Here is a 21,648-nt window from a genome sequence, read left to right as displayed (position 1 = left end):
TTGTTTAGTTGAGGGTGTAAGTGCAAATCAGCCATAATACGAAGTGTAAAGAACAACGAGTTAAATAAAAAAGATACTGGAGGACAGCAAAATGAAAACGGTTAATATTATGTTATGTTGTGGCGCAGGAATGTCGAGTGGCTTTTTAGCTCAAAAAACTAGAAAGGCAGCAAAAAAACGTGGCATCGGTGGTTCTATTGAAGCCCGCAGTGAAAGCGAGATTAGTCAATATCTTGATAGCATCGATATTTTATTATTAGGTCCACATTACGCTTCTTTTAAAGAGGAAATGACGGAACAAGCAAAACCTTTTAATGTCACAGTCGATGTGATTCCGCAAGATATTTACGGCATGTTAGATGGCGATGGGTTATTAGATTTTGCTTTAGCTAAATTAGAAGCATAAGGAGGCACAAACATGAAAAAGTTTATGGATTGGCTAGCGAATTCCTTTGCACCTAAGGCCAAGATTTTAACTCAAAAACCTGCAGTAGCTGGATTGTCCAGTGCGATGCAAAAGTTAATTCCTTTTATCATGACTGGTTCGATTGTATTTTTCTATAATGTTTTTCGTTCGTATATTCCACAGTTGCCAGACCTAGGAAATATTTCTAATTATTCTTTTGGAATGATCGGTTTGATCGCCTCTTTCATGGTAGCCAATCAATATATGGAAAAGTTAAAACATCCTAAGTATGCCATTACCGCAGGAATCGTTGCAATTTGTTCGTTAATGATGACGCTACATCCGGTGGGTGCTGAAGAAGGCTTTTATGATATGGGACGCGTTGGACCGACTGGGATTTTAATTGGTGTCATTGTCGGTGGTGTCGTCAGTATTATTTTCCATTTATATTCGAAATTGAATTTATTGAAAAACAGTGAAATGCCAGATTTTGTCATTGAGTGGATTCACAATATTATTCCAATCTTCTTGAGTTTGGCATTGTGGTCAACCTTAATCTTTAGTTTCAAATTAGATATCTTTGACATTATTTTAAATCTTTTTGAACCGATTCAAAGTTTCGGTCAATCCTTACCAGGTTTAATCTTATTAGTATTAATTCCCGCTTTCTTCTATTCAATGGGAATTTCGACTTGGTTGTGGTCAGCGATTCAAAATCCGATTTTTATTGCCGGAATTGCTGCCAACGCTTTAGCAGTGGATCAAGGCAATGCGGCTATGAATATTGTTACCAATGAAACTGTTTATAGCTTAGGTTTAATTATGATGGGCGGTACAGGTGCGACATTGGCCTTAAATTTATTAATGTGTTTCTCAAAATCAAAAAAATTAAAAACGTTAGGTCGAATTTGTATCGCCCCTTCGATTTTTAATATTAATGAACCAATTGTCTTTAGTACGCCGGTGGTGATGAACCCGATCTTAATGATGCCAATGTGGATTAATTCCATTACAGGTAGTTGCGTCGTTTGGTTTGCGATGCGTGGTGGTTTACTGAATATTCCAGAACAATTGATGCAAGTAGCTCAGATTCCGGCACCGATTTCTAGTGTCATGATTTTACAAGATTTCCGAGCAGTTCTTTGGTATATCTTATTGTTCGCGATGTATCTAATTACTTGGTATCCATTCTTTAAAGTGTATGAAAGAGAACTTTTAGCTGATGAAATTCAAACAGAAGAAGCGCCAGCAATGCCTGCTGCCTCTGTTAGTCCACAATAAATGAGGTGTAAATTATGATGGAAAAAGAAATGACAGAAAATGAATTAATCCCAGTAGCAATGCAAATTATTTTACACGCTGGTAATGGTCGAACGAAAGCCCAAGAAGCCATCAAATTGGCGAAAGAAAATGATTTTGTGGCAGCAAAAGAAGCTTTAAAAGCTGCCAAAGACAATATTGTTTTGGCCCACAAATCCCAAACTGCAGTCATTCAAAATGAAGCAGCCGGTAAAAGCTATGAGCCCTGTTTATTGTTTACTCATGCGCAGGATCATTTAATGACGATTTCAAGTGAAGTAAGTTTAACAAAAGATTTGGTCGAGTTTTTCGAGTTGATAACCAATAAGCTTGAAGCAAACTAACTGATATGGGGTGAGAATCCTCCGTTTCTCACCTCATAAATATTTAAAAATTTTTCAGATACAAATTAGAAGGAGTTTTGACTGTGAAAAAATTTGGACTGGCTTTATTAGCTATCGTAGCAGTTAGTTTTAGTTTTTTTGGTGGAGTAAATAATGCTGAAGCCAAAGGAAATACCAATAATCAAGAAAAACCAATCACGATTTATTTAGTCCGCCATGGAAAAACTTGGTTTAACACAACTGGGCAAGTGCAAGGTTTTGCTGACACCCCATTGACAGACGTAGGGATTGATCAAGCAAAATTAGTTGGTGGATCTTTGGCTGATGTTAAATTTTCCGGTGCTTATTCTAGCGATTTAGGACGACAAAGGAGCACTGCGCAATTAATTTTAGCTGAAAACAATAAAAAAACACCCACGTTAACTGAAAACAATGGCTTCCGCGAGAAAAACTTTGGCGGTTTTGAAGGTCAAACCAATGAGATTATGTGGAATACAATTATGACACCTCATGGACTGGCGTATAAGGATGATTGGTCAGATTATCCAGCATTGGTAGAAGCGTTAGGTGGAGAGGCTGGCGTTGTCGATGCGATTGCCGCAGCCGATGAAACTGGTACGGCAGAAAATTTTGCCACTGTCCAAAAACGTGGACTGGCTGGTATGAAAAAAGTTATTAAGCAAACAGAGAAAAAAGGTGGCGGCAACGTATTAATCGTTTCTTCCGGTGGCATGATTCCAATATTGTTAGAAGAAATCGTCCCAGGTCAATATCAAGGTGAAGATATCGGCAATTGTAGTATTACGACTTTGAGTTATCAAGCTGGAAAATATACATTAGAAAAGTTAGCTGATACGAGTCATTTAGATGAGTAGTTTTTTAATCAAGGTAAATTGATGTAGTCCGTTATTGACTCATCCTTAATTTAAATAAAAAGATGAGGAGCGAAACAACATGCAAAAAGAATTTCCAAAAGATTTCCTATGGGGGGCTTCAACTAGCGCCTATCAAGTAGAAGGGGCCGCAGCTATCGATGGCAAAGGCGTTTCACAACAAGATGTGATCAACCAAGAGCGACACGAAAAATTTGGTTTTGCTGATGCCAGTGTAGCCAGCGATCATTACCACAAATATAAGGAAGATATTGCCTTGTTTAAAGAAATGGGATTCACTAGCTATCGTTTTTCGATTGCTTGGTCAAGAATTTTTCCAAATGGAGATGGTGAAGTCAATCAGGCAGGGGTTCAATTTTATCGGGATTTGATCAATGAATTGAAAGCCAATGATATCGAACCAATCCCAACTTTGTATCATTATGATTTGCCTTGGCCTTTGGTAGAAAAATATGGCGGCTGGTTATCCCGGGAAGTGGTAGATGATTTTGCGGTCTTTGCGAAATATATTATTAATGAATTTAAAGATGATGTGAAATATTGGATTACCATTAATGAACAAAGTATTATCGTGCAATACTGGACGCAAAAATGTTATATCTTGCCAGAATATCAAGACAATAATCAGTTGCGCTATCAAATCAATCATCATATGAACTTGGCGCAAGCTATTGCTGTGAAGTATGTTCATGAAGTAGGTGGTTTAGCAGGTCCGGCTTTAGGTTATTCACCGATTTATGCCAGAACTTGTAAACCAGAAGATCAAATTGCGGCTTTAAATGCCAATGATTTAAGAAACAGCTACTACTTGGATGTTTATTTCAAGGGTTACTATAATGTCGCAGCTTTAACTTATTTGAAACAAAATGACTTGGCACCAGAAATGGCTGCTGACGATGAAAAATTATTCGCTGAAAACTTGTCAGATTTCTTCGCTATTAATTATTATGACAGCAATTGTGCTCATGCTTGTCCAGAAGGGGCTGAGCGACGCTGGTCCGGATATAATTTAACTGGTAAAAAAGGTGATATGTCTGGTTTTGAAACCCATCCTGGATTTTATCAAATGTGTTCAAACCCTGAATTAAAAACAACAGACTGGGATTGGGCAATCGATCCGATTGGTTTGGAATATGTTTATCGTGATTTGTATACTCGCTATAAGATTCCATTTATGATTACTGAAAATGGCTTAGGTGCTTACGATGAATTAACGCCTGATGGCAAAATTCACGATGATTATCGAATTGATTATTTACGGGAGCATATTAAAGCCACCAAGCGAGCGATGGATCTTGGTGTTGAAGTGATCGGCTACATGCCTTGGTCAGCTTTAGATTTACTGTCTACAAGTAACGGCTACAAAAAACGCTATGGCTTGATTTATGTCGATCGCACAGATGACGACGAAAAGGAATGTGCCCGTATCAAAAAAGATTCTTTCTACTGGTATAAAAATGTGATTGCTAGTCAAGGAACTGAATTATAAAAAGTAGCAGACGGATTTTCCGTCTGTTATTTGGTCTAGCTAGTAAACAGCGAGTCCAAATAACCCACGTTGACACTGGGAAAGAGAGTATAGTATAGTTATCGAGAAGAATTTAAGAGTGAAGCAAAGTTTATTTGATGAACGGGGTTGTATTTTTGAGCGTAACAATGTCTATCTAGATGAATTTAATAGCCGATAAGCAATTGTTTATTTGGCGTGTCTATAGATATTCTTACATTCTCAATCATCATTCATATGAACTTGCTTATAACGAGTGTCAGTTGAATCATACTATTGAGGGCTAGGAGAAATCCTAGCTTTTTGTGTGCTTTTATTTGACGACGTTCAGTAGACATCCATAAATAAACCATTGCCTGAAGGCGAATCCGATTTTAAATTTCAGGAGGTTTTACTTTGAAACAAAGTAATACAAAACGCCAATGGCGCGTCAATGTTCAATTATTTTTAATGAGTTAATTTTTAACAGGGATCACCAGCATGACTGTTCAGTATGCCATCATCTGGTATCTGACTGAACAAATCAAGTCAGCAACGATGCTGAGTTTTGCGACATTATTAGGTATGCTGCCGATGGTTGTATTAAGTCCTTTCGTGGGTCCTTATGTGGATCGTTTGAATAAAAAAGGATTGTTGATTGTACCAGATTTGATTGCGGCTTTATTTGCGATTATTCTATCTGTCACCGGGGTGGTTACCGGAACTTTCCCATTTTGGCTGATTTATGTTTCTTTATTTGTTCGCGCGGTGACGCAAACATTCCAGACACCGACGATCTTATCGATTCTGCCAACGATTGCGCCAAGAGAAGAATTAACTAAAGTCAATGGACAACTAGGCATGGTGCAATCCGCCAATAAAATCATTGCTCCAGGAATCGGCGCGTTTCTTTTTGCCCTTATGCCGTTGCATTTATTGTTGCTTTTAGACGTTTTAGGAGCATTCTTAGGTCTAGTGTTGTTACTTTTTGTAAAAATACCGAAAACTGCAACGCATTCCGGCAATACACTGGCACTTGAAGATACAAAACAAGGGATTAGAGACCTGCGCAGTAAAAAAGGCCTGTGGATCACCGTGCTGATTGGCGCCGTGTCTTCCATCTTTATTATGCCAGCCGCCAGTATGTATCCATTAATGACGATTGGTTATTTTGAAGGGACAGTCAGTAATGCGGGCTTTGTCCAAATTATATACTCAATCGGCATGTTGGTAGGTGGAACAATTATTGGTGTCTTTGGAAACTGGAAAGACCGCATGAAACCATTAATCCTTGCTTATCTAGTCATCGGAATCACGCTAGTGGCAAGTGGTCTTTTACCTGCAAATAATACTGGATTAATCTGGTTTATCATTTTTAGCGCCTTTACCGGGACAGATGCACCATTTTTTGACACCTTATTAATGGCAATGATCCAGCAGACTTTTCCAATCGATCAGCTAGGAAGAATCATGGGTGTAGTCATGGCTTTATTAAGTTTACTAGCATCAGCCGGTCTAATCTTCGCCGGTCCAATCGCTGATCGCATCGGGGTAGAAAAATTATTTATCATTGCCGGATGGGGAATTATCTTATGTGCCATTATTAATTGGCTGATTGCTCCAGCAAAAAATTACGATAAACAGTTACAAGAAAAAGGTGTAATGGAACGTTATAATTAAATCGATTTTTCATGAATAATTTTCTATTTTAATTGATTTAGTAGGAAAAAAATAAAAATCTAAAGTTAGAAACCATTTATCAAGGCTTCTAGCTTTTTTGTCTGAAATTAGTTTAGTCGTTACTGATTCGGCGGAGATTACAGGTGAGCAATGAAGTGGGGAGACCTGTCCACCGTCTTTACAACTAAAAGTATGACGAACATTTCTACATGCTAGATGCTTGTGAATATGAAAAATATTGCAAACGCTGGTTGTGAAAAAGAAAGGATGGCATTCTACGCTTGAGAAGACATAGAAATTCCAATCTAGCGCGTGTTTAATCCGAATCCCAAGATGTGGGATCGGATCATTATACGTTGAGCATCGATGGAAAATCTTGGTTGATTACAGAAGGTTGGAAAGCAGAAGGCACCGCTTCTTAAGGAAAATAAGTGTATATAAAAAAAATCAGACTGTCTGATCTTTTTTCGTTTTTATCATAACCAACAAGCATAACAGTGTATTCTTTATAAGTATTAGCTATTCGACTGACGGGCTTTTATACTAAATGTAACCAGCAGGAAAATATTTTTCTTGACTTAAAGTCAAGGTGAAGCTTTAGACTGCATTTATCAAAGAAAAGAGGTCATCATCATGGAAGAAAAATTAAATTTAACAACTGAATGGGATAAAGTTTTCCCGCAAAGTCAACTGGTGAATCATCGTAAAGTCACCTTTCACAATCGCTATGGTATTATTTTAGCAGCGGATTTGTTTGAACCGAAAAATAGTTCAGGGAAATTACCAGCAATTGCCGTTAGTGAACCGTTTGGCGCGGTCAAAGAATAATCTTCTGGTTTATATGCCCAAAAAATGGCGGAAAATGGGTATTTGACCATTGCTTTTGATCCATCTTTTACTGGTGAAAGTGGCGGGACACCGAGATATGTGGTGTCACTCGATATTAATACGGAAGATCTTCAAGCGGCGGTGGATTTTTTATCGGTTCAAGACAATGTTGATCCAGAAAAAATTGGGATTATCGGAATTTGTGGTTGGGGTGGTATGGCGCTGAATGCGGCGGCGATCGATACCAGAATCAAAGGGACAGTAGCGGTCACTATGTATGATATGTCACGGGTTAATGCCAATGGTTATTTTGATGCGATGGACCAAGAAGCCCGTTATCAAGCCCGTCAAAATTTAAACACCCAAAGAATTGAAGATTACAAAAAGGGTGAGTATGCTTTGGCTGGTGGTGTAGTGGATCCATTACCGGAAGATGCGCCTTATTTTGTGAAGGATTATTTTGACTATTATAAAACCGACCGCGGCTATCATCAGCGTTCGTTAAGTTCAAATAACGGTTGGAATGTCACTTCGGCTTTATCATTTATGAATATGCCTTTATTACAGTATATTCATGAGATTCGCAATGCTGTTTTACTGGTTCACGGGGAAAAAGCCCATTCGCTATATTTTAGTGAAGATGCTTATAAAAGTCTTACTGGCGACAACAAAGAATTAATGGTGATTCCAGGCGCGAGTCATACCGATCTGTATGATCAACTAGAGATATTTCTTTTTGAAAAAATCACCCAGTTTTTTGATCAAAATATTAAATAGGAAAAAAAAGAGGCAGCATAACATGACGAAACCAAGGGTTACTTTACATATCTTTAGTTCCATCGATGGAAAAATTACCGGCAGCTATGGAGATACGCCAGAAGCAAAAGAAGCTGTAAAATTCTTTCAGTCGATTGGTTTTAAGGAAGATCATCCAGCAAGTTATCATTTTCAAGGTTGGATTTATGGTAGTGGGACTGGAAAAGATTTTACGGATCACCGTGAATTAGTATTAAAGGAAACTTCAGAAAAAGTTCCTGCTGGAGATTTTGTGATTAACCAAGGGGAAAAACGGTATTATATCTCCTTTGACCGGACAGGGAAATTAGATTGGCAGAACAATACGACTTCTTATGCCGATCAAGAGGCATATGTAATTGAAATATTAACGGAGCAAGTCTCCGATGCTTATAAAGCACTTTTGCGGGAAAGAAAAATTCCTTATCTCATTTGCGGTGAAACGGAGATTGATTTACCGCTAGTGTTATCCAAATTAAAAGAACTTTATCAATTGGAAGATCTGCTACTAGGCGGTGGCGGGATTTTGAATTGGAGTTTTATTGAAGCCGGTTTAGTGGATGAAATTAGCTTAATTATCGCCCCAGCGATTGATGGAAATCCGGCTGATACCGATTTATTTAACGCCAGTTTCTCAGGAAATGCCCGACCAATCGGCTTTCAATTAAAATCAGCCGAAGTTCTCTCGGGAGATACTTTGTGGTTGAAATATTTGCCTAAAAAAGACTAAAAGAAACACGGTGATCAACTAGCGATCACCGTGTTTTTCTATGCATTCAAACGTCGAACTTCCCGACGAACATTTAATAAATAGGTAATACCTAAGCAAATCACCATACCAACTAAAAGTGAAATACTCATTGGCAATAGATGGAAACGACCATTTTGCAAGCCTATAGTAAGTTTCATAAATGTTGCTACCCAAGGACTAAGGGTCGTGCCAGTAGCAATCGGAAACAAAGTTAACAAACCAGTAGGAATCATAATCAATAATAAAATAATGACAATTTTTTTCATTCCTTGTACCCGATCATTAAAGGTGCCAGCTAACAAAGCAATACATGTACCAAAGAACAGGATCCAAGTGAAAATAAACAAAGTTTTTAATAAATTTCCATCAGAATAAAAATCCAAGAAGAAGGTACTTAAGGTAAAATTCTCAAATATTGGTAGTGAATCAACCACTTTTTTAAGTAGTAAACAGATTGCTGCTAATCCAAAAGATTGTAGTAAATTAGAAATAATATTGGTGATAAAAATTGTTCGACGAGAGACACCATTTTGAATAAATAATTTGAAATCAGAATTTACCCCAATAAAAGCCATAATGAAACCATAAATTAACGGACTGAATAGAAGATCCGAGTAGACTTGTTCGTGACTACCACCTATCGCTATAACTCCCAGTAGTGGAAAAATAATGGCAAAAGCCACGAAAAATCCAAAGTAAATCCCACCGGAAATGGCTATATATTTTAATCTATATCTTAAGGCTGTTGTCAGTTTCATTTTGCTTCCCCATTTCTTTTTGTTAATTGCACAAAGTAGCTTTGTAAATTCATCGGTCCTAAGCGAATTTCTCCGGGTAATTGGGCAGGTAAATCACCAGTCACAAAAGCTGTTGCTTGGTTACCTAATAAATCAATATTTAAAACATGTAAATTTTCAGTCGCAGCTAAAACCAAATCCTTCGGTCCAGTTAAAGTTTTTCCCTCACCTAAAATATCCTCGACCGTTGCTTGTTTGATCAATTTTCCATGATCAATAAAGATCACTTCTTCTAACAAATTAGCGATTTCTTCGATTAAGTGAGTAGATAATACAAAAGTTCGTGGATGTTCTTCGTAAGTTTCTAATAAAAACTGATAAAACAATTCTCGGTGATTGGCATCTAAACCTAAAACAGGCTCGTCAAGAAAAATATAATCACATGGGACTGATAATGCAGTGATTAACTTTGCAATACTACGATAACCAGTAGATAATTTGCGCATTTTTAATTTAGGATCCAAGTCGAAAGCTTTGATCATATGATTGGCTAAATCCCAGTCGAAGTTACCATAAAATCCTTCACTTAATTTAAAGACATCTTTGACTTTCAAAGGTGAAGGAAAGAGATTGTCTTCACTCATTAAATAAATATTGTCTAGGGCATGTTCGTTATCAGTCACTTTTTCACCATCGAGATTGACCGATCCCCGACTAGGAAAAGCGCGATTGCTGATAATATTTAGTAAAGTACTTTTACCAGCACCATTTCGTCCTAATAGACCATAAATTTTTTCTTTTTCAAAAGTTAATTGAATATCATCTAAAGCATTTTTTTCTTTATAAATTTTAGTTACCCCATTAATCACTAAACTCATTTTTGATACCCTCTTTCAATTAAGGCTTGCAGCTGTTCTTGGCTGATGCCGATTTTTTTTGCTTCTTCGACTAAGTTAGCAACTTCTTTCGATAAAAATTCTTCTCTGCGATTGGCGCGGATTTTTTCTTGTGCCCCAGCTAGTACAAACATGCCAATACCTCTTTTCTTTTCGATTAAATTTGTTTCAACCAGTAAATTCATGCCTTTTAAAACTGTGGCAGGGTTGATTTGATAACTCTTAGAAATTTCTGTGGTGGAAGGTATTTGTTCCCCTTCAATAAAATCACCATTTAAAATCCCTTCAGAGATCTGATCGGCTACTTGCTGAAACAAAGGTTTTGCATCGGTGTAATTAAATTCCAAAATGTTCACCTCAGTTGTTTGGTTAGTTACTTGTGTAATTAACTATAAAACTATATAACGTCTCTGTCAAATAAAATTTTAAATAAATCAAAATTTTTTCCTAAAATCGCTTTTTTTTGGCCTAAAAGATTGACTTAAACTCCACTCGAAGGTCTAAACTAAGGTCTATCAAACAGCGAGGAGCATTCTATGAATAATCAAGAAAAGATTTGGCGTTTGATGGAAAAGTTAAATACGGTTATTTTGGGGAAAGAAAATTTAATTATGTCAGTTGTGGCGGCATTTTTAGCCGATGGACATATTTTGTTGGAAGATATACCGGGGGTAGGAAAGACGACTTTGGCGACGGCCTTGTCGAAAGTTTTTGCGTTGAAGAATAATCGCGTGCAGTTTACACCAGATGTTTTACCATCGGATTTAACAGGTTTTTCGATTTATCAAAAAGATCAGGATCGTTTTGTTTTTCAAGAGGGAGCTGTTTTCTGCGATTTATTATTAGCCGATGAAATCAATCGAACATCACCGAAGACCCAATCAGCTTTATTAGAAGTAATGGAAGAAAAACAAGTGACAGTTGACGGAGAGACTAGAAAGTTACCGCAGCCATTTTTTGTAATTGCGACTCAAAATCCGCAAGGGACTGTCGGAACGCAATTATTGCCGCCGGCTCAAATGGATCGTTTTTTAGTTTCATTATCAATGGGTTATCCCAGTGAGGCCGATGAAATTATTTTAGCGAAGCAAGTTGCCAATGGTCGCCGTACAGATAGTTTAAGGAACCTTGTCACCAAAGATGAATTATTAGAAATACAAGCCGAAGTCAATCAAATTTATATTCATGATGCCATTTATCAATATTTAGTCAAATTAGTTCGTGAAACACGCCAAAGTAATGAGATTGAAATAGGCGCTAGCCCGCGAGGAGTCTTAGCATTAGTCAAATATGCCCGAGCAATGGCATGGTTAAAAGGGAATCAATTTGTTCAGCCCGCTGATGTGGCGGATTATTTTGAAGCGGCGATCGCCCATCGAATCGTCTTAAGTCCCAAAGCACAAGCTGATGGTCTAACAAAAAAAGCAGTGTTGCAAAAAATCGTCGCTCAAGTCGATAAACCGGTATTGAGGAGGATTTAATGCGAAAAATATTTTATTTGTTAGTGACAATTGCCAGCTTCTATTTCGCCGGACGTTACCATTCAAACTTATTGATGATTTTTTCTTTAGTATTATTGCTATTTTTTCTTTTTTCTTTTCTACAAGTTTGGTGGATTGGCAATCGGTTAGATATAAAAATTGAAAATCAGACGCAAAAAGTATTTCAAGGAACTGCTGGTGAGACAGCTTTTATTGTAAAGAATCATCAGTTTTGGCCGGTGCCAAATTTTAAAATCTTGGTGACAGCTGGAAATACCAAAGATCCAGAAAAAAAAGTGACCCAATCTGAGCTGTCTGGTTACGTCGATGGACGATCCGAGACGATTTTAAGTTTGCGTCTAACTTCTGAATACAGCGGTGAAATTGCTGTGGCTGTCGAAGGAATTGTTTTTTATGATTATTTAAAATTATTCAGTCATCGCCGTAGTGTACAAATCGGCAGTGTACAAAAAGTTTTCCCGCGCCCTTTAGAGATGACAATTGTTTATCAAAGTGCAACAAATACAACTTCAGATAACCAACCACTTGCTGAAATTCGTGGAAATGACGGTCCAGATATTTTTTCTGTTGATGGTTATCAGGTGGGAGACCATCCGAAAAATATTCATTGGAAGCTTTCGGCACGTACCGGAGAATTAATGAGTAAAGTTTATTCTTTAGAAGAAAATCGGCAGGTTGTTTTGTGGCTGGATTTATTGTTAGAAGACCAACAAAAACTAGCAGATGTTGATCGCTTTTTAACTTTGACGGCTAGTTTAGTGAATCAGTTGATGGTTCAAGGAATTTCTCAGGAAGTTCATTTAATTAATGGACTGTTGCCGATTTCACCAATCACTGTCAATAATCCTCAATCTTATCAGCGTTTGATGGCCGAAATCATTAATCAATTGTCGATTGAAAAAAAGGTCGAGCAAACAACTACGCCACATGCTTATGGTAGTAATAATCTTTCATTGAATTTGAAAGGGGAATTGTATGTGAATCAAAAATTATTAACCACTTTCAGCGAAGATTATCAGCAAAAACTTCCACAGCAGGTGATTTACCTATGAGGTTATTTAAAGCAAAAGAATCGGAAAATGGCATTGCCTTTCAGCAACAATATACAATTAGTGGTAAGCAAAAAAAGAATCTTAGCTTTTTAGTGATTTTCTGGTTAAATTTTTTTGCGGGCAGTTTATTTGGTTTTGAAATTTTAAAAAGTTTGTTATTGAAACAAGTTACCAATTATCAGAACTGGTTAGTCATAACCATCGGTGTCATTTTTAGTCTGCTTTTGTTGTTACGCTTTTTCAGTCAAAAAAAAGGTTATGATTTGGCTGTTATAGCTTTTTTTACGACTTATGGCATCCTTTTTTTACTCATTTATCGTCAATTTAGCGGGCTCATTACTGGAACGAGCTTAAATAGTCCGACGACCTTATCGGTAAGTTTGTTATTTGTATTCGTTGTAAGCTTGATTTATTTAATGGTGGTCGTTTTGCGACAACGCTTTATTTTTACCATTTTAGCAGCCGTGGTCTTGTTTGTATCTCCTTATATTGGTATCGAGACTACAGGTTTTTGGTATGGATTGTTGTTTTTTATTATCGTCACTAATTATGTATTAACCGGCAGTAATTTAGCAGGAAATAAAAATAATATCAAAGCATTTCAACGAAAAACCAATATTATCGGCAAGACAACGATTATTATTAGCCTGTTATTTAGTAGTGTGTTTTTGGCTTTTTATCTGCTACTTCAACCGCAAATGAGTCGCTTATTGGAGATTCCGATCCAATTGGAAACACGGGTTAGAGATCTTTCTTTGCAACTATTAAATATTAATCAGGAATCAATCAATGGTCGGATCAATCGCGGTAATAATTATCCTTCTGACCAAGAAGAATTCAGAGTAACGGTCAATCAATTACCGACCGAGGATCTATATTTAAAGGATCAAGCTTGGAGCGATTATCAAGGTGATCAATGGTCGGAATTAAATGAACAGTCTTTTTTTGATGAATTAAACGCCGCTTATGAACGCAATGGCTGGGGGACAAATTATTACGCAAACGGGAATTATTTTGACGGCCGCTATACCTATTTATTGGATTATGGGAATGACTGGGATTACGCAGCCAATCAAGCAGCTAGAGATAGCAGTTATGATCTACAATTAGAAAAGTTGAATCAAAATTTGCAATCTTATTATCAACCTTATTATGCTTTAAATAATTACGGTACAGCAGACAATGCCAGGTATCGATTACTCAGCCAAACAGATTATCTGACGGCTTTGAATCAAATTGATCCAAATCAGATTGATTGGTTTGATCGAGTTGAGAATTTATATAGCCGCTATGTCCAATCGGAATATACGAAGATTTCTACTGAAGAAGTGCCGCGAATAGCAGAACTTGTTGCTAGCCAAAACTTAACTGAAAGAAGCGAAATCACTGCTTTTATCATTGATCAGCTCCATTCTCGAGCGAGTTATTCTCTTACACCTGGCGTGATGCCTTTTGGAGAAGATATTGCAGAAGGATTTTTATTTGATACGAGACAAGGTTATTGCCAACACTTTGCGACAGCTGCGGTAATTATGTACCGATTATTTGATCAGCCGGCCCGTTATACGACGGGTTACAAGGTGCCTGTTTCAAGTTTTGAAGAACAAGAAAATGGTCAATATGTGGCAACTGTCAAGGATGGTGATGCTCATGCGTGGGTGGAATTGTATCAGGAAAATTCTGGCTGGTTACCGGTGGAAGTAACACCTGATGCCACTAATCAAGCGAGTCTAACGAATCAAGAAAATGCGACCAATGTAACCAATACTTCGACTAGACAAACTACTTTTCTTAGTCGTTTCGGTGTTTTATTGGTAACAATCTTTTTAGCAATCAGTTTGGTAATAGTATCGTTTTGGTTGCGCCATAGATACAATAAAAAAAATGCTGAAAAAAATCAACAGACAGCAGACCAGGCTTTCCAAAATATGTTGTCAGCTGTTAGATATGCTAAAAAAATACCCTTTTCTGGAAATGAAGCAGATTTTCCTAAACAAATGCATGTGCTTTTTCCAATGATTTCTGAGGAGAAATTCACCGAAATATTAAGACTCATCATTCAGACCAGCTTTAGTCCGACTGAATTATCAGCCTCTGAAGTAGGTCTGGTAAAAGAAACAGTCCAGCAAGTCATCGAAAAAAATTATCAAGAAATGACGAGAGTGAAGAAATTTATAGCTAAGTATTGGTATGTCTATTAAGAGTGAAAATCGTCAAAAATATCAATCAAAAAAATACAATCATTATTCATTTAAGTGAAAACAATCAAGGCGATAGTGAAGTCCTGACTGGGGCAACTTATTTATCTCCCACAGCTTCTTTGGAAAATATCCGCGAGACACTCTGCCTCGAAGAAGAGGTCCCAAAAGAAGAGTTCCGTCAAGAATCTTTATTAGAAAAATTGGTTCTGACAAAAGGGGAATTTCGTGTACTCCAAGAATTAATCAAGGCAGATGGTCGACCGCTTTCACAAGAAGAATTATGTCGACTTGTCTGGGACAAAGAAGTGCTGACCACTTCAATTAAATGCCAATTATCTACTTTAATCCGAAAACTACGAGATAAGATGGATCATGCTGGTTTTGCCAGCGACAAACTAAAAACCGTTCACGGTAAAGGTTATCAATTAATAAAAGAATAGGTGAATTCATTGAAATAGATAATTTATTAGTCGAGGAAACTCGGCTTTTTTAGTAGCTTTGGTTAAAGGGGTTAACTGAAATAGTCGGTGAAGAGATTTTATATAATCTGAAAGTAGTTGAGCTTGCAAGAAGATCATTCCAGATTCACTTTCAAGAAGAGCCAGTATTGATGAGAGCACATTACTGGCTCTTATTGATCTAGAAGGATTGTCTAACACAGAAAAAGATGTAGACATTCTAGTGATATTTATGAAAGGTGATCAAAAAAACAAAAATCAGAAAAAGAAAGCGTTGACAAATATCAGGGTTTGATGCTATTCTTTTTTTGTAAGTAAGAAAAAAAGCTAGGAATGACAAAGTAGTCATTTTTAGAGTGATGTGACTGGTAATGCAGGCAGAACTCAGATTATGCACTAAATACACCGAAAAATTTCGGTTTGTTTAGTCTGTAATCTGAGTTTTTTTTCTGGAAAGGGGTAAATGATGAAAGTAGTAAAAATCTTAAATAATAACATAGCAATTATCGAAAAAGGCGGACATGAGTCCATTGTTTATTCTCCAGGAGTTTCATTTAAAAAAAAAGTTGGCCAACGAATTAATGATTCTGAAATAGAGAAGACTTATGTTTTAGACTCCAAAGATCGCTTAGAGCACTTTAGCTATTTGCTCACCCATTCTGATGAAAAAATGATTTATCTTTTAAACGATATCGTGGCGTATGGAGAATCAGTCAATCAACAAAAAGCGAATGATTATTTATATTTGGCGCTATTAGATCATCTTACTTTTGCATTGAGACGTGGAAAGAAAGGTCAATTCATTTTGAGTCCGTTAACTTGGGAGGTTCAGAAATTTTATCCGAAGTTTTATGAGATTGGTACTTATGCTGTTGCATTAATGAGAAAAACTTTTCAAATTGATTTTCCAGATGAGGAAGCCGTTTCGATCGCCTTACATTTTGTAAACATTAATGAAAGCCAGTCATTACTAGCTGAAACTGTCGAAAGTATGGAAATTTTGCGAGACATTTTAAATATCATAAAATATCATTTTCAGATTTCATTAGATGAGTCGTCAATGAATTATATGCGCTTGGTTACCCATCTGCAATATTTTATCGAACGATTAAGAAAACAAGAAGTCTATGATCAAGAAAGTTCTTCTTTGTATGAACAAGTAAGAATGCTTTATCCTGAGGCTTATCTAGCAACTGAAAAAATTGATATTTACGTAAAGGGCAGGTTCAATCAGTATCTGACACCAGATGAATACACTTATTTAATGATTCATATTAATCGTGTAACTGAGAGGAAGTAAAAAGATGAAATATCAAAATTTTAATCAAGAGATTATCGAATTAGTCGGTGGAAAAGAAAATATTCAAGCGGTAGTTCACTGTATGACAAGGCTACGGTTTACCTTGAAAGATCGTTCTAAAGCGGATACAGAGGGACTAAAAGCTTTAGACGGAGTAATTGATGTAGTCAGTAATCAAGTAGCCTATCAAATAATTGTTGGTACGCATGTTAGTGAAGTGCATAAAGAATTAACGACCATGCTAGGGATCAATGACGATGCGCCAACCCAGCAACCAAAGGCCAAGAAAAATTTTGTTAAAGCGGCTTTAGATGTTGTATCAGAATCAATGACACCGATTTTAGAGCCAATAATTTGTGCGGGTCTTTTAGCGGCAGTTCTATCCATTTTATCGTTAACGGGATTGATTTCGCCTGAGAGCTCAACTTATATCATTTTAGATACATTAAGAAGTGCGGTCTTTTATTTCTTGCCAATTTTTATGGCTATGAGTTGTGCTAAACGGTTAGGTGCAAATCCTTATTTAGCCGTTGCTTTAGCAGTTACCATTTTATCAGATTCAATCAATGGCGTTTCTGGTTTAACAATGTTCGGCATTCCTTTACCAGAGATTACTTATTCAAATAGTTTTGTACCGATTTTGCTGGCTGTTTGGGTGATGGGATACGTCACAAAATTTATCAAAAGAATTGTGCCAAATTCTTTACAATTGTTTTTAACACCGTTATTAGTGATGTTAATCATGTTACCAGCGACTTTGCTGGTTTTTGGACCAATTGGTTTTTATTTGGGTGAAGGCATTATTGGTATTTTTACTTGGCTATTGGATACGGTAGGTGCGTGGTTTGTAATGATGCTTTATGCGGCCTTACAACCTTTCTTAATTATGTTGGGTGCTGGTAATTTCATCATGCCGGTGGTGGCTTCGTTAATTGCTGCCAATGGTTTTGACCCAGCTTTTATTACCGCATGTACAATATCAGATATTGCAGTAGGTGGTGCGATGCTGGGCTATTTCTTAAGAACACGAAATAATAAGCAAAAACAATTATTCGGGACGGTTACATTATCAGCAATTTTAGGAATCACTGAACCAGCTATTTACGGAGTTTTTGTAAAATACCGTCGACCATTTATAGCAGTTATTATTGGTGGGGGATTAGGCGGTTTATTTGCAGGAATTACCGGTGTGAAAGCTTATTCTGTTGCTTGGGGACTATTTGGTCTTCCTTCTTATATTGGTGAAGGTGATTTTAGCAATTTATGGTTCATGGTCGCTTCAGTAATAATCAGTTTTGTAGGTGCAGCAGTGGCAGCTTTTCTATTAGGTGTTCCTGCTGAAGAAGATGATTCCCAAGAAGAAAATGCTAAAAGCAATCAAGAATCAGAGGGTAAAATTAACTTACGTACAATTCCTTTGAAAAGTGTAGTGAAAGGTCAATTGGTACAACTTTCTGAAGTAAGTGATCAGGCTTTTTCATCAGGTGCATTAGGTAAAGGTGTGGGCATAATTCCTGAAGCTAATGACATTTTTTCTCCAGTCGATGGAGAGGTTACTGTTGTTTTTCCGACAAAACATGCTGTGGGTATTAAAGGGAAAAATAATGAAGAAGTATTGATTCATATTGGAATTGATACTGTTGAATTGGACGGCATGGGTTTTGTTATTGATGTCAAAGCTGGTGATCAAGTAAAAATCGGTCAAAAAATAGGTACTGTTGATTTTAAAAGTATAAAAGAAGCAGGGTATGACACTACGACAATTGTGGTAGTGACGAATACTAATGATTATTTAGACGTTATTCCAGAAACCAATCGAACGGTTTGTGACAGTGATTTATCAATGAATATTATTTTTGAATAGAAGTCGAGGAAAGTAAATGAAATTAGATAGTAATTTTTTATGGGGCGGTAGTATTGCCGCTCATCAATGTGAAGGTGCTTTTCAAGCAGATGGAAAAGGAACGGGAATCATGGATTTAGTGACAATTGGTTCTTATCAGCAGCCAAGAGAAATTGATTCTGAAATAAATCCTAATAAACGGTATCCATCTCATCAAGGAATTGATTTTTACCATCGATATCGAGAAGATATTGCTTTGTTTGCAGAAATGGGTTTTAAGGCTTTGAGAATCTCAATTGATTGGTCCAGAATCTATCCCAAGGGGGATGAAGAGCAACCAAATCAAGCGGGTCTAAAATATTACCAAGATGTTGTGGATGAATTATTAAAACACAATATAGAACCGATTGTTACTTTGTATCACTTTGAAATGCCGGTTCACTTAGTTAAACAATATGGTTCTTGGGCGAATCGAAAAGTAGTTGATTTTTATTTGAAATTTTGTGAAACAGTTTATCAAGCACTAAATCATAAAGTGAAATATTGGGTGACCTTTAATGAAATGAACCATATTGATCCCCAAACTGAGGCCAGTGACATATTTACTTATATCATTGCCGGACTAAAATACTCTGAAATAGAAAATAAAAAACAAACGTTAGCAACGATTGGTTACAATATGACTTTAGCCAGTTGTCTAGCTGTAAAAATGGGCCATGAAATAAATCCTGATAATCAAATTGGCTGCGTGTTTGGCATTGAGCCAGTTTATCCAGTTGATTGCAATCCAGAAAATGTTCTAAATGCTTTTCAACAGATGGATCGAGATTTTTATCAGATTGATGCCATGTGTAATGGAGAGTTTCCTAAATATAAACTAAATGAATACCAAGATTTAGGTATCGAATTGCCAATTAATCCTGAAGATTCTCAAGCATTTGAACACGGTCGTCTAGATTTTATTGGCATGAACTATTATGCATCTTCGGTGGCAGAGTATGAAGGTTCTGACGCAGATTCGAGTGCATTATTTGGTGGCTTACAGAATCCATTCTTAAAAACTAGTAAGTGGGGTTGGACCATTGACCCAATAGGTATTCGTTATCTATTAAATTATACTTATCGTAAATATGGGTTACCAATCATTATTACTGAGAATGGTTTAGGTGCAGTGGATGAAGTAAATCAAGCAGGAGAGATTGTCGATGATTATCGAATTGCTTATTTATCGGATCATATTTCTGAGATAAAAAAAGCGGTTGAACTTGATCAAGTAGCGTGTTTTGGCTATTTGATGTGGGGACCAATTGATCTGGTAAGTGCAACAACAGGACAAATGAGCAAACGTTATGGCTTTATTCATGTTGATTTGGATGACGAAGGTCGGGGAAGTTTGGCTCGTACCCGAAAAAAATCTTTTGATTGGTATCAACAGGTGATTACTGAAAATGCAGAAAATTTGAAATAAACAAAAGGAGAAATGCCGTTCATATAATGGATGGTGTTTCTTTTTTGTTCATCATAAGGTTATTTTGAGTGATCGAAGGGAAGTAAGGGGGAAATAATATACTTCTTTAATCATTTCAGCTTGAAAAAGTGAAGTTTAACAGATTAGATAAATGGTCATGACACGCTATTAGCTTTTATTATTGCTTTTTTAGTACCAAAAAAGAGGGATGAATTATTAAAATCATCCCTCTTCTTGTTAGTTAATTAGTTTCACTGAAAATATAAATTATTCTGATGTGACAAAAGATTTCGACAAAAATATTCATCAATCATTATCTATGATCTCCAATTAGTTCGATTGATCGCGATTACTTTTATAAAAGTAATTTTTTTTGAGAGAAATGGTGACAGATTAAGAAGTTTTTGTCACTTACATTTTATACAAAATCACTTTTGAGTAGCCAGTGTTTGAGTAGATATTGCTAATCCGATTAACAGGGTAGACTTGGTGGAAAGCTACATTTTCATGAGGTGTATTGCCCCAGAAAAAGCCGATGTGACAATCGAAGTTGACTTCACCAAAGTTAGGTTCGAAATAGAAGATATCTCCTTTTTCAGCCAATCCACTGTTTAATAAGGCGGCAACGTTTGGAAATTCGTGACGCGTGGTTCCTTGATTCAAGGCATTACGCCAGTTATAACCATTAGCCCAGCTACCCCAGTTGTTTGAAATAGCAGAAATTCGGTTTAAATCGCCACCAGCATTTCTGATAGCTGCAGCGACAAAACCGGCACAATTCATACCAGAACCTGGTTGCATATAAAGCTCCGGATTATTAGAAGCAACGCCTCTAAATGGTGTGCCCAGGTAGCGACCGCCATTAACGTTAAGTTCATCAATAATTGCTTGTCGTGTAATTCCGAAAAAGTTTCTCTGTGGTGCGGGATTATTAATCGGATCACCTTTAGCGACCACATAATAAGCAATGCCTTCATTTTTCCAGCCAGCTTTAACTAATCCATCTCGTTCACCAGCATCCGTGGTGTAATGATGACTGCCAGCATTTCTAGCATTTTGATTGAAGAGCCGATACATGGGGATCCCTGTATCTGGTGTACTCCAAGCATTACCTTCATATACCCAACCATTTCTTCTTAAAGAATCAATTTCACCTTGATTAGCAGTCCAAAAGTGTTCACCAGAGTTAGGATTATAGACCCTAAATAAAGCATTGCCGGTCATGTTAACTTTCATACTAGTGCCTTCATAATACCAGCCGATGCTGACTAAATAATCTTTTTCACTGGCACTTTGTGTATGCAGATGCTCGCCATTATTAGGGTTATAGATCCGATGAATTACGATTAAGGCTTCATTTGCTGCCATCGCACTTCTAACTTGTGGATCAGCAACAGCTGTATTTGATCCCGGATTTTCAGCAAATGTTTCCGGTGCCATTTCTTCAGCTTTTCCTTGACGGTCTAGATAAACTTCTGGAACGTTACTGGTAATTGGATATTCCTCGCTAGAATTTTCAATGATTTGTGTTTCTTCTGATTGAATATCTTCGGCAGAAGCTTCATTCACAGATGCTAAACTAATACCCAAAATAGTTATTGTAGATAACAAAAGTAGACTGCCATAACGAAATTTCCCCGACTTTTTCATTATTTTCTCCCCCTTAATTATAATCATTTTCATTTCCTAATTTTATTATAACTGATTTT

The 21,648-nt window shown here is 36.8% G+C and carries 20 protein-coding genes; 16 read left to right on the top strand and 4 right to left on the bottom strand.

What is annotated here, in order from left to right; genetic code table 11:
• Positions 1-91 precede the first annotated feature (91 nt).
• The 9 genes from ID741_RS15845 to ID741_RS15805 all read left to right on the top strand — a co-directional run bounded on the left by ID741_RS15845 (position 92) and on the right by ID741_RS15805 (position 8,461).
• Entirely contained in the window at positions 92-406 is a 315-nt protein-coding gene (locus ID741_RS15845; protein ID WP_218325736.1) for a PTS sugar transporter subunit IIB, read from the top strand.
• 12 nt (positions 407-418) lie between these two features.
• The gene (locus tag ID741_RS15840; RefSeq protein WP_218325737.1) at positions 419-1,687 is read left to right on the top strand and encodes a PTS sugar transporter subunit IIC; all 1,269 of its coding nucleotides are present in this window, start codon (positions 419-421) and stop codon (positions 1,685-1,687) included.
• A 14-nt stretch (positions 1,688-1,701) separates the two neighbouring features.
• Positions 1,702-2,049, top strand: coding sequence for a PTS lactose/cellobiose transporter subunit IIA (locus ID741_RS15835; RefSeq protein WP_438720704.1), 348 nt, complete (start codon positions 1,702-1,704; stop codon positions 2,047-2,049).
• An 83-nt stretch (positions 2,050-2,132) separates the two neighbouring features.
• Positions 2,133-2,924: a histidine phosphatase family protein gene (locus ID741_RS15830; protein WP_438720703.1), complete on the top strand. Its 792-nt coding sequence runs from the start codon at positions 2,133-2,135 to the stop codon at positions 2,922-2,924.
• Positions 2,925-3,003: 79 nt separating this feature from the next.
• Positions 3,004-4,431: a glycoside hydrolase family 1 protein gene (locus ID741_RS15825; protein WP_438720702.1), complete on the top strand. Its 1,428-nt coding sequence runs from the start codon at positions 3,004-3,006 to the stop codon at positions 4,429-4,431.
• Between the two features lie 489 nt (positions 4,432-4,920).
• Positions 4,921-6,108, top strand: coding sequence for an MFS transporter (locus ID741_RS15820; protein WP_438721240.1), 1,188 nt, complete (start codon positions 4,921-4,923; stop codon positions 6,106-6,108).
• Between the two features lie 633 nt (positions 6,109-6,741).
• Positions 6,742-6,936: a hypothetical protein gene (locus ID741_RS15815; protein ID WP_438720701.1), complete on the top strand. Its 195-nt coding sequence runs from the start codon at positions 6,742-6,744 to the stop codon at positions 6,934-6,936.
• A gap of 24 nt (positions 6,937-6,960) precedes the next feature.
• Complete coding sequence (locus ID741_RS15810) at positions 6,961-7,713, top strand: alpha/beta hydrolase (RefSeq protein ID WP_438720700.1); 753 nt, start codon at positions 6,961-6,963, stop codon at positions 7,711-7,713.
• 22 nt (positions 7,714-7,735) lie between these two features.
• A complete protein-coding gene (locus ID741_RS15805) occupies positions 7,736-8,461 on the top strand; it encodes a dihydrofolate reductase family protein (RefSeq protein ID WP_438720699.1) in 726 nt (241 codons plus the stop codon).
• 38 nt (positions 8,462-8,499) lie between these two features.
• On the opposite strand, the gene ID741_RS15800 is transcribed toward ID741_RS15805, so the two are convergent.
• The 3 genes from ID741_RS15800 to ID741_RS15790 are packed head-to-tail and all read right to left on the bottom strand — an operon-like array spanning position 8,500 to position 10,462.
• Complete coding sequence (locus tag ID741_RS15800; RefSeq protein ID WP_438720698.1) at positions 8,500-9,240, bottom strand: hypothetical protein; 741 nt, start codon at positions 9,238-9,240, stop codon at positions 8,500-8,502.
• Positions 9,237-10,097 (bottom strand): ATP-binding cassette domain-containing protein, encoded by an 861-nt coding sequence (locus ID741_RS15795; RefSeq protein WP_438720697.1) that lies wholly within the window; start codon positions 10,095-10,097, stop codon positions 9,237-9,239. The genes ID741_RS15800 and ID741_RS15795 overlap by 4 nt, the downstream gene beginning before the upstream one ends.
• The gene (locus tag ID741_RS15790) at positions 10,094-10,462 is read right to left on the bottom strand and encodes a GntR family transcriptional regulator (RefSeq protein ID WP_218325745.1); all 369 of its coding nucleotides are present in this window, start codon (positions 10,460-10,462) and stop codon (positions 10,094-10,096) included. The genes ID741_RS15795 and ID741_RS15790 overlap by 4 nt, the downstream gene beginning before the upstream one ends.
• 189 nt (positions 10,463-10,651) lie before the next feature.
• Here ID741_RS15790 and ID741_RS15785 point away from each other — a divergent pair, with 189 nt between their 5' ends.
• From ID741_RS15785 to ID741_RS15755, 7 genes are all read left to right on the top strand, one after another.
• Complete coding sequence (locus ID741_RS15785) at positions 10,652-11,596, top strand: AAA family ATPase (protein ID WP_438720696.1); 945 nt, start codon at positions 10,652-10,654, stop codon at positions 11,594-11,596.
• Positions 11,596-12,669: a DUF58 domain-containing protein gene (locus ID741_RS15780; protein ID WP_438720695.1), complete on the top strand. Its 1,074-nt coding sequence runs from the start codon at positions 11,596-11,598 to the stop codon at positions 12,667-12,669. The genes ID741_RS15785 and ID741_RS15780 overlap by 1 nt, the downstream gene beginning before the upstream one ends.
• On the top strand, positions 12,666-14,870 hold the full coding sequence (locus ID741_RS15775; RefSeq protein WP_438720694.1) for a transglutaminaseTgpA domain-containing protein: 2,205 nt from the start codon (positions 12,666-12,668) through the stop codon (positions 14,868-14,870). Before ID741_RS15780 ends, ID741_RS15775 begins: the two co-directional genes overlap by 4 nt.
• 2 nt (positions 14,871-14,872) lie before the next feature.
• Entirely contained in the window at positions 14,873-15,310 is a 438-nt protein-coding gene (locus ID741_RS15770; protein ID WP_438720693.1) for a winged helix-turn-helix domain-containing protein, read from the top strand.
• Positions 15,311-15,794: 484 nt separating this feature from the next.
• Positions 15,795-16,628 (top strand): PRD domain-containing protein, encoded by an 834-nt coding sequence (locus tag ID741_RS15765; protein WP_438720692.1) that lies wholly within the window; start codon positions 15,795-15,797, stop codon positions 16,626-16,628.
• A 4-nt stretch (positions 16,629-16,632) separates the two neighbouring features.
• Positions 16,633-18,492 (top strand): beta-glucoside-specific PTS transporter subunit IIABC, encoded by a 1,860-nt coding sequence (locus ID741_RS15760; protein ID WP_438720691.1) that lies wholly within the window; start codon positions 16,633-16,635, stop codon positions 18,490-18,492.
• Between the two features lie 16 nt (positions 18,493-18,508).
• Positions 18,509-19,939 (top strand): family 1 glycosylhydrolase, encoded by a 1,431-nt coding sequence (locus ID741_RS15755; protein WP_438720690.1) that lies wholly within the window; start codon positions 18,509-18,511, stop codon positions 19,937-19,939.
• A gap of 411 nt (positions 19,940-20,350) precedes the next feature.
• On the opposite strand, the gene ID741_RS15750 is transcribed toward ID741_RS15755, so the two are convergent.
• The gene (locus ID741_RS15750; protein ID WP_438720689.1) at positions 20,351-21,589 is read right to left on the bottom strand and encodes a hypothetical protein; all 1,239 of its coding nucleotides are present in this window, start codon (positions 21,587-21,589) and stop codon (positions 20,351-20,353) included.
• Positions 21,590-21,648 lie beyond the last annotated feature (59 nt).

This window comes from Enterococcus sp. AZ103 (genome assembly GCF_051714685.1).
Lineage (GTDB): Bacteria > Bacillota > Bacilli > Lactobacillales > Enterococcaceae > Enterococcus_A > Enterococcus_A alishanensis.
This window is presented reverse-complemented; position numbering and strand designations above follow the sequence as displayed.

Bases quoted from the DNA above. Each gene is read 5' to 3' on its own strand.
- ID741_RS15785 (WP_438720696.1), top strand. From the start codon at position 10,652: ATGAATAATCAAGAAAAGATTTGGCGTTTGATGGAAAAGTTAAATACG.
- ID741_RS15750 (WP_438720689.1), bottom strand. From the start codon at position 21,589: ATGAAAAAGTCGGGGAAATTTCGTTATGGCAGTCTACTTTTGTTATCT.
- ID741_RS15810 (WP_438720700.1), top strand. From the start codon at position 6,961: ATGGCGGAAAATGGGTATTTGACCATTGCTTTTGATCCATCTTTTACT.
- ID741_RS15805 (WP_438720699.1), top strand. From the start codon at position 7,736: ATGACGAAACCAAGGGTTACTTTACATATCTTTAGTTCCATCGATGGA.
- ID741_RS15845 (WP_218325736.1), top strand. From the start codon at position 92: ATGAAAACGGTTAATATTATGTTATGTTGTGGCGCAGGAATGTCGAGT.
- ID741_RS15825 (WP_438720702.1), top strand. From the start codon at position 3,004: ATGCAAAAAGAATTTCCAAAAGATTTCCTATGGGGGGCTTCAACTAGC.
- ID741_RS15800 (WP_438720698.1), bottom strand. From the start codon at position 9,240: ATGAAACTGACAACAGCCTTAAGATATAGATTAAAATATATAGCCATT.
- ID741_RS15780 (WP_438720695.1), top strand. From the start codon at position 11,596: ATGCGAAAAATATTTTATTTGTTAGTGACAATTGCCAGCTTCTATTTC.
- ID741_RS15835 (WP_438720704.1), top strand. From the start codon at position 1,702: ATGATGGAAAAAGAAATGACAGAAAATGAATTAATCCCAGTAGCAATG.
- ID741_RS15840 (WP_218325737.1), top strand. From the start codon at position 419: ATGAAAAAGTTTATGGATTGGCTAGCGAATTCCTTTGCACCTAAGGCC.
- ID741_RS15755 (WP_438720690.1), top strand. From the start codon at position 18,509: ATGAAATTAGATAGTAATTTTTTATGGGGCGGTAGTATTGCCGCTCAT.
- ID741_RS15815 (WP_438720701.1), top strand. From the start codon at position 6,742: ATGGAAGAAAAATTAAATTTAACAACTGAATGGGATAAAGTTTTCCCG.
- ID741_RS15760 (WP_438720691.1), top strand. From the start codon at position 16,633: ATGAAATATCAAAATTTTAATCAAGAGATTATCGAATTAGTCGGTGGA.
- ID741_RS15765 (WP_438720692.1), top strand. From the start codon at position 15,795: ATGAAAGTAGTAAAAATCTTAAATAATAACATAGCAATTATCGAAAAA.
- ID741_RS15775 (WP_438720694.1), top strand. From the start codon at position 12,666: ATGAGGTTATTTAAAGCAAAAGAATCGGAAAATGGCATTGCCTTTCAG.
- ID741_RS15795 (WP_438720697.1), bottom strand. From the start codon at position 10,097: ATGAGTTTAGTGATTAATGGGGTAACTAAAATTTATAAAGAAAAAAAT.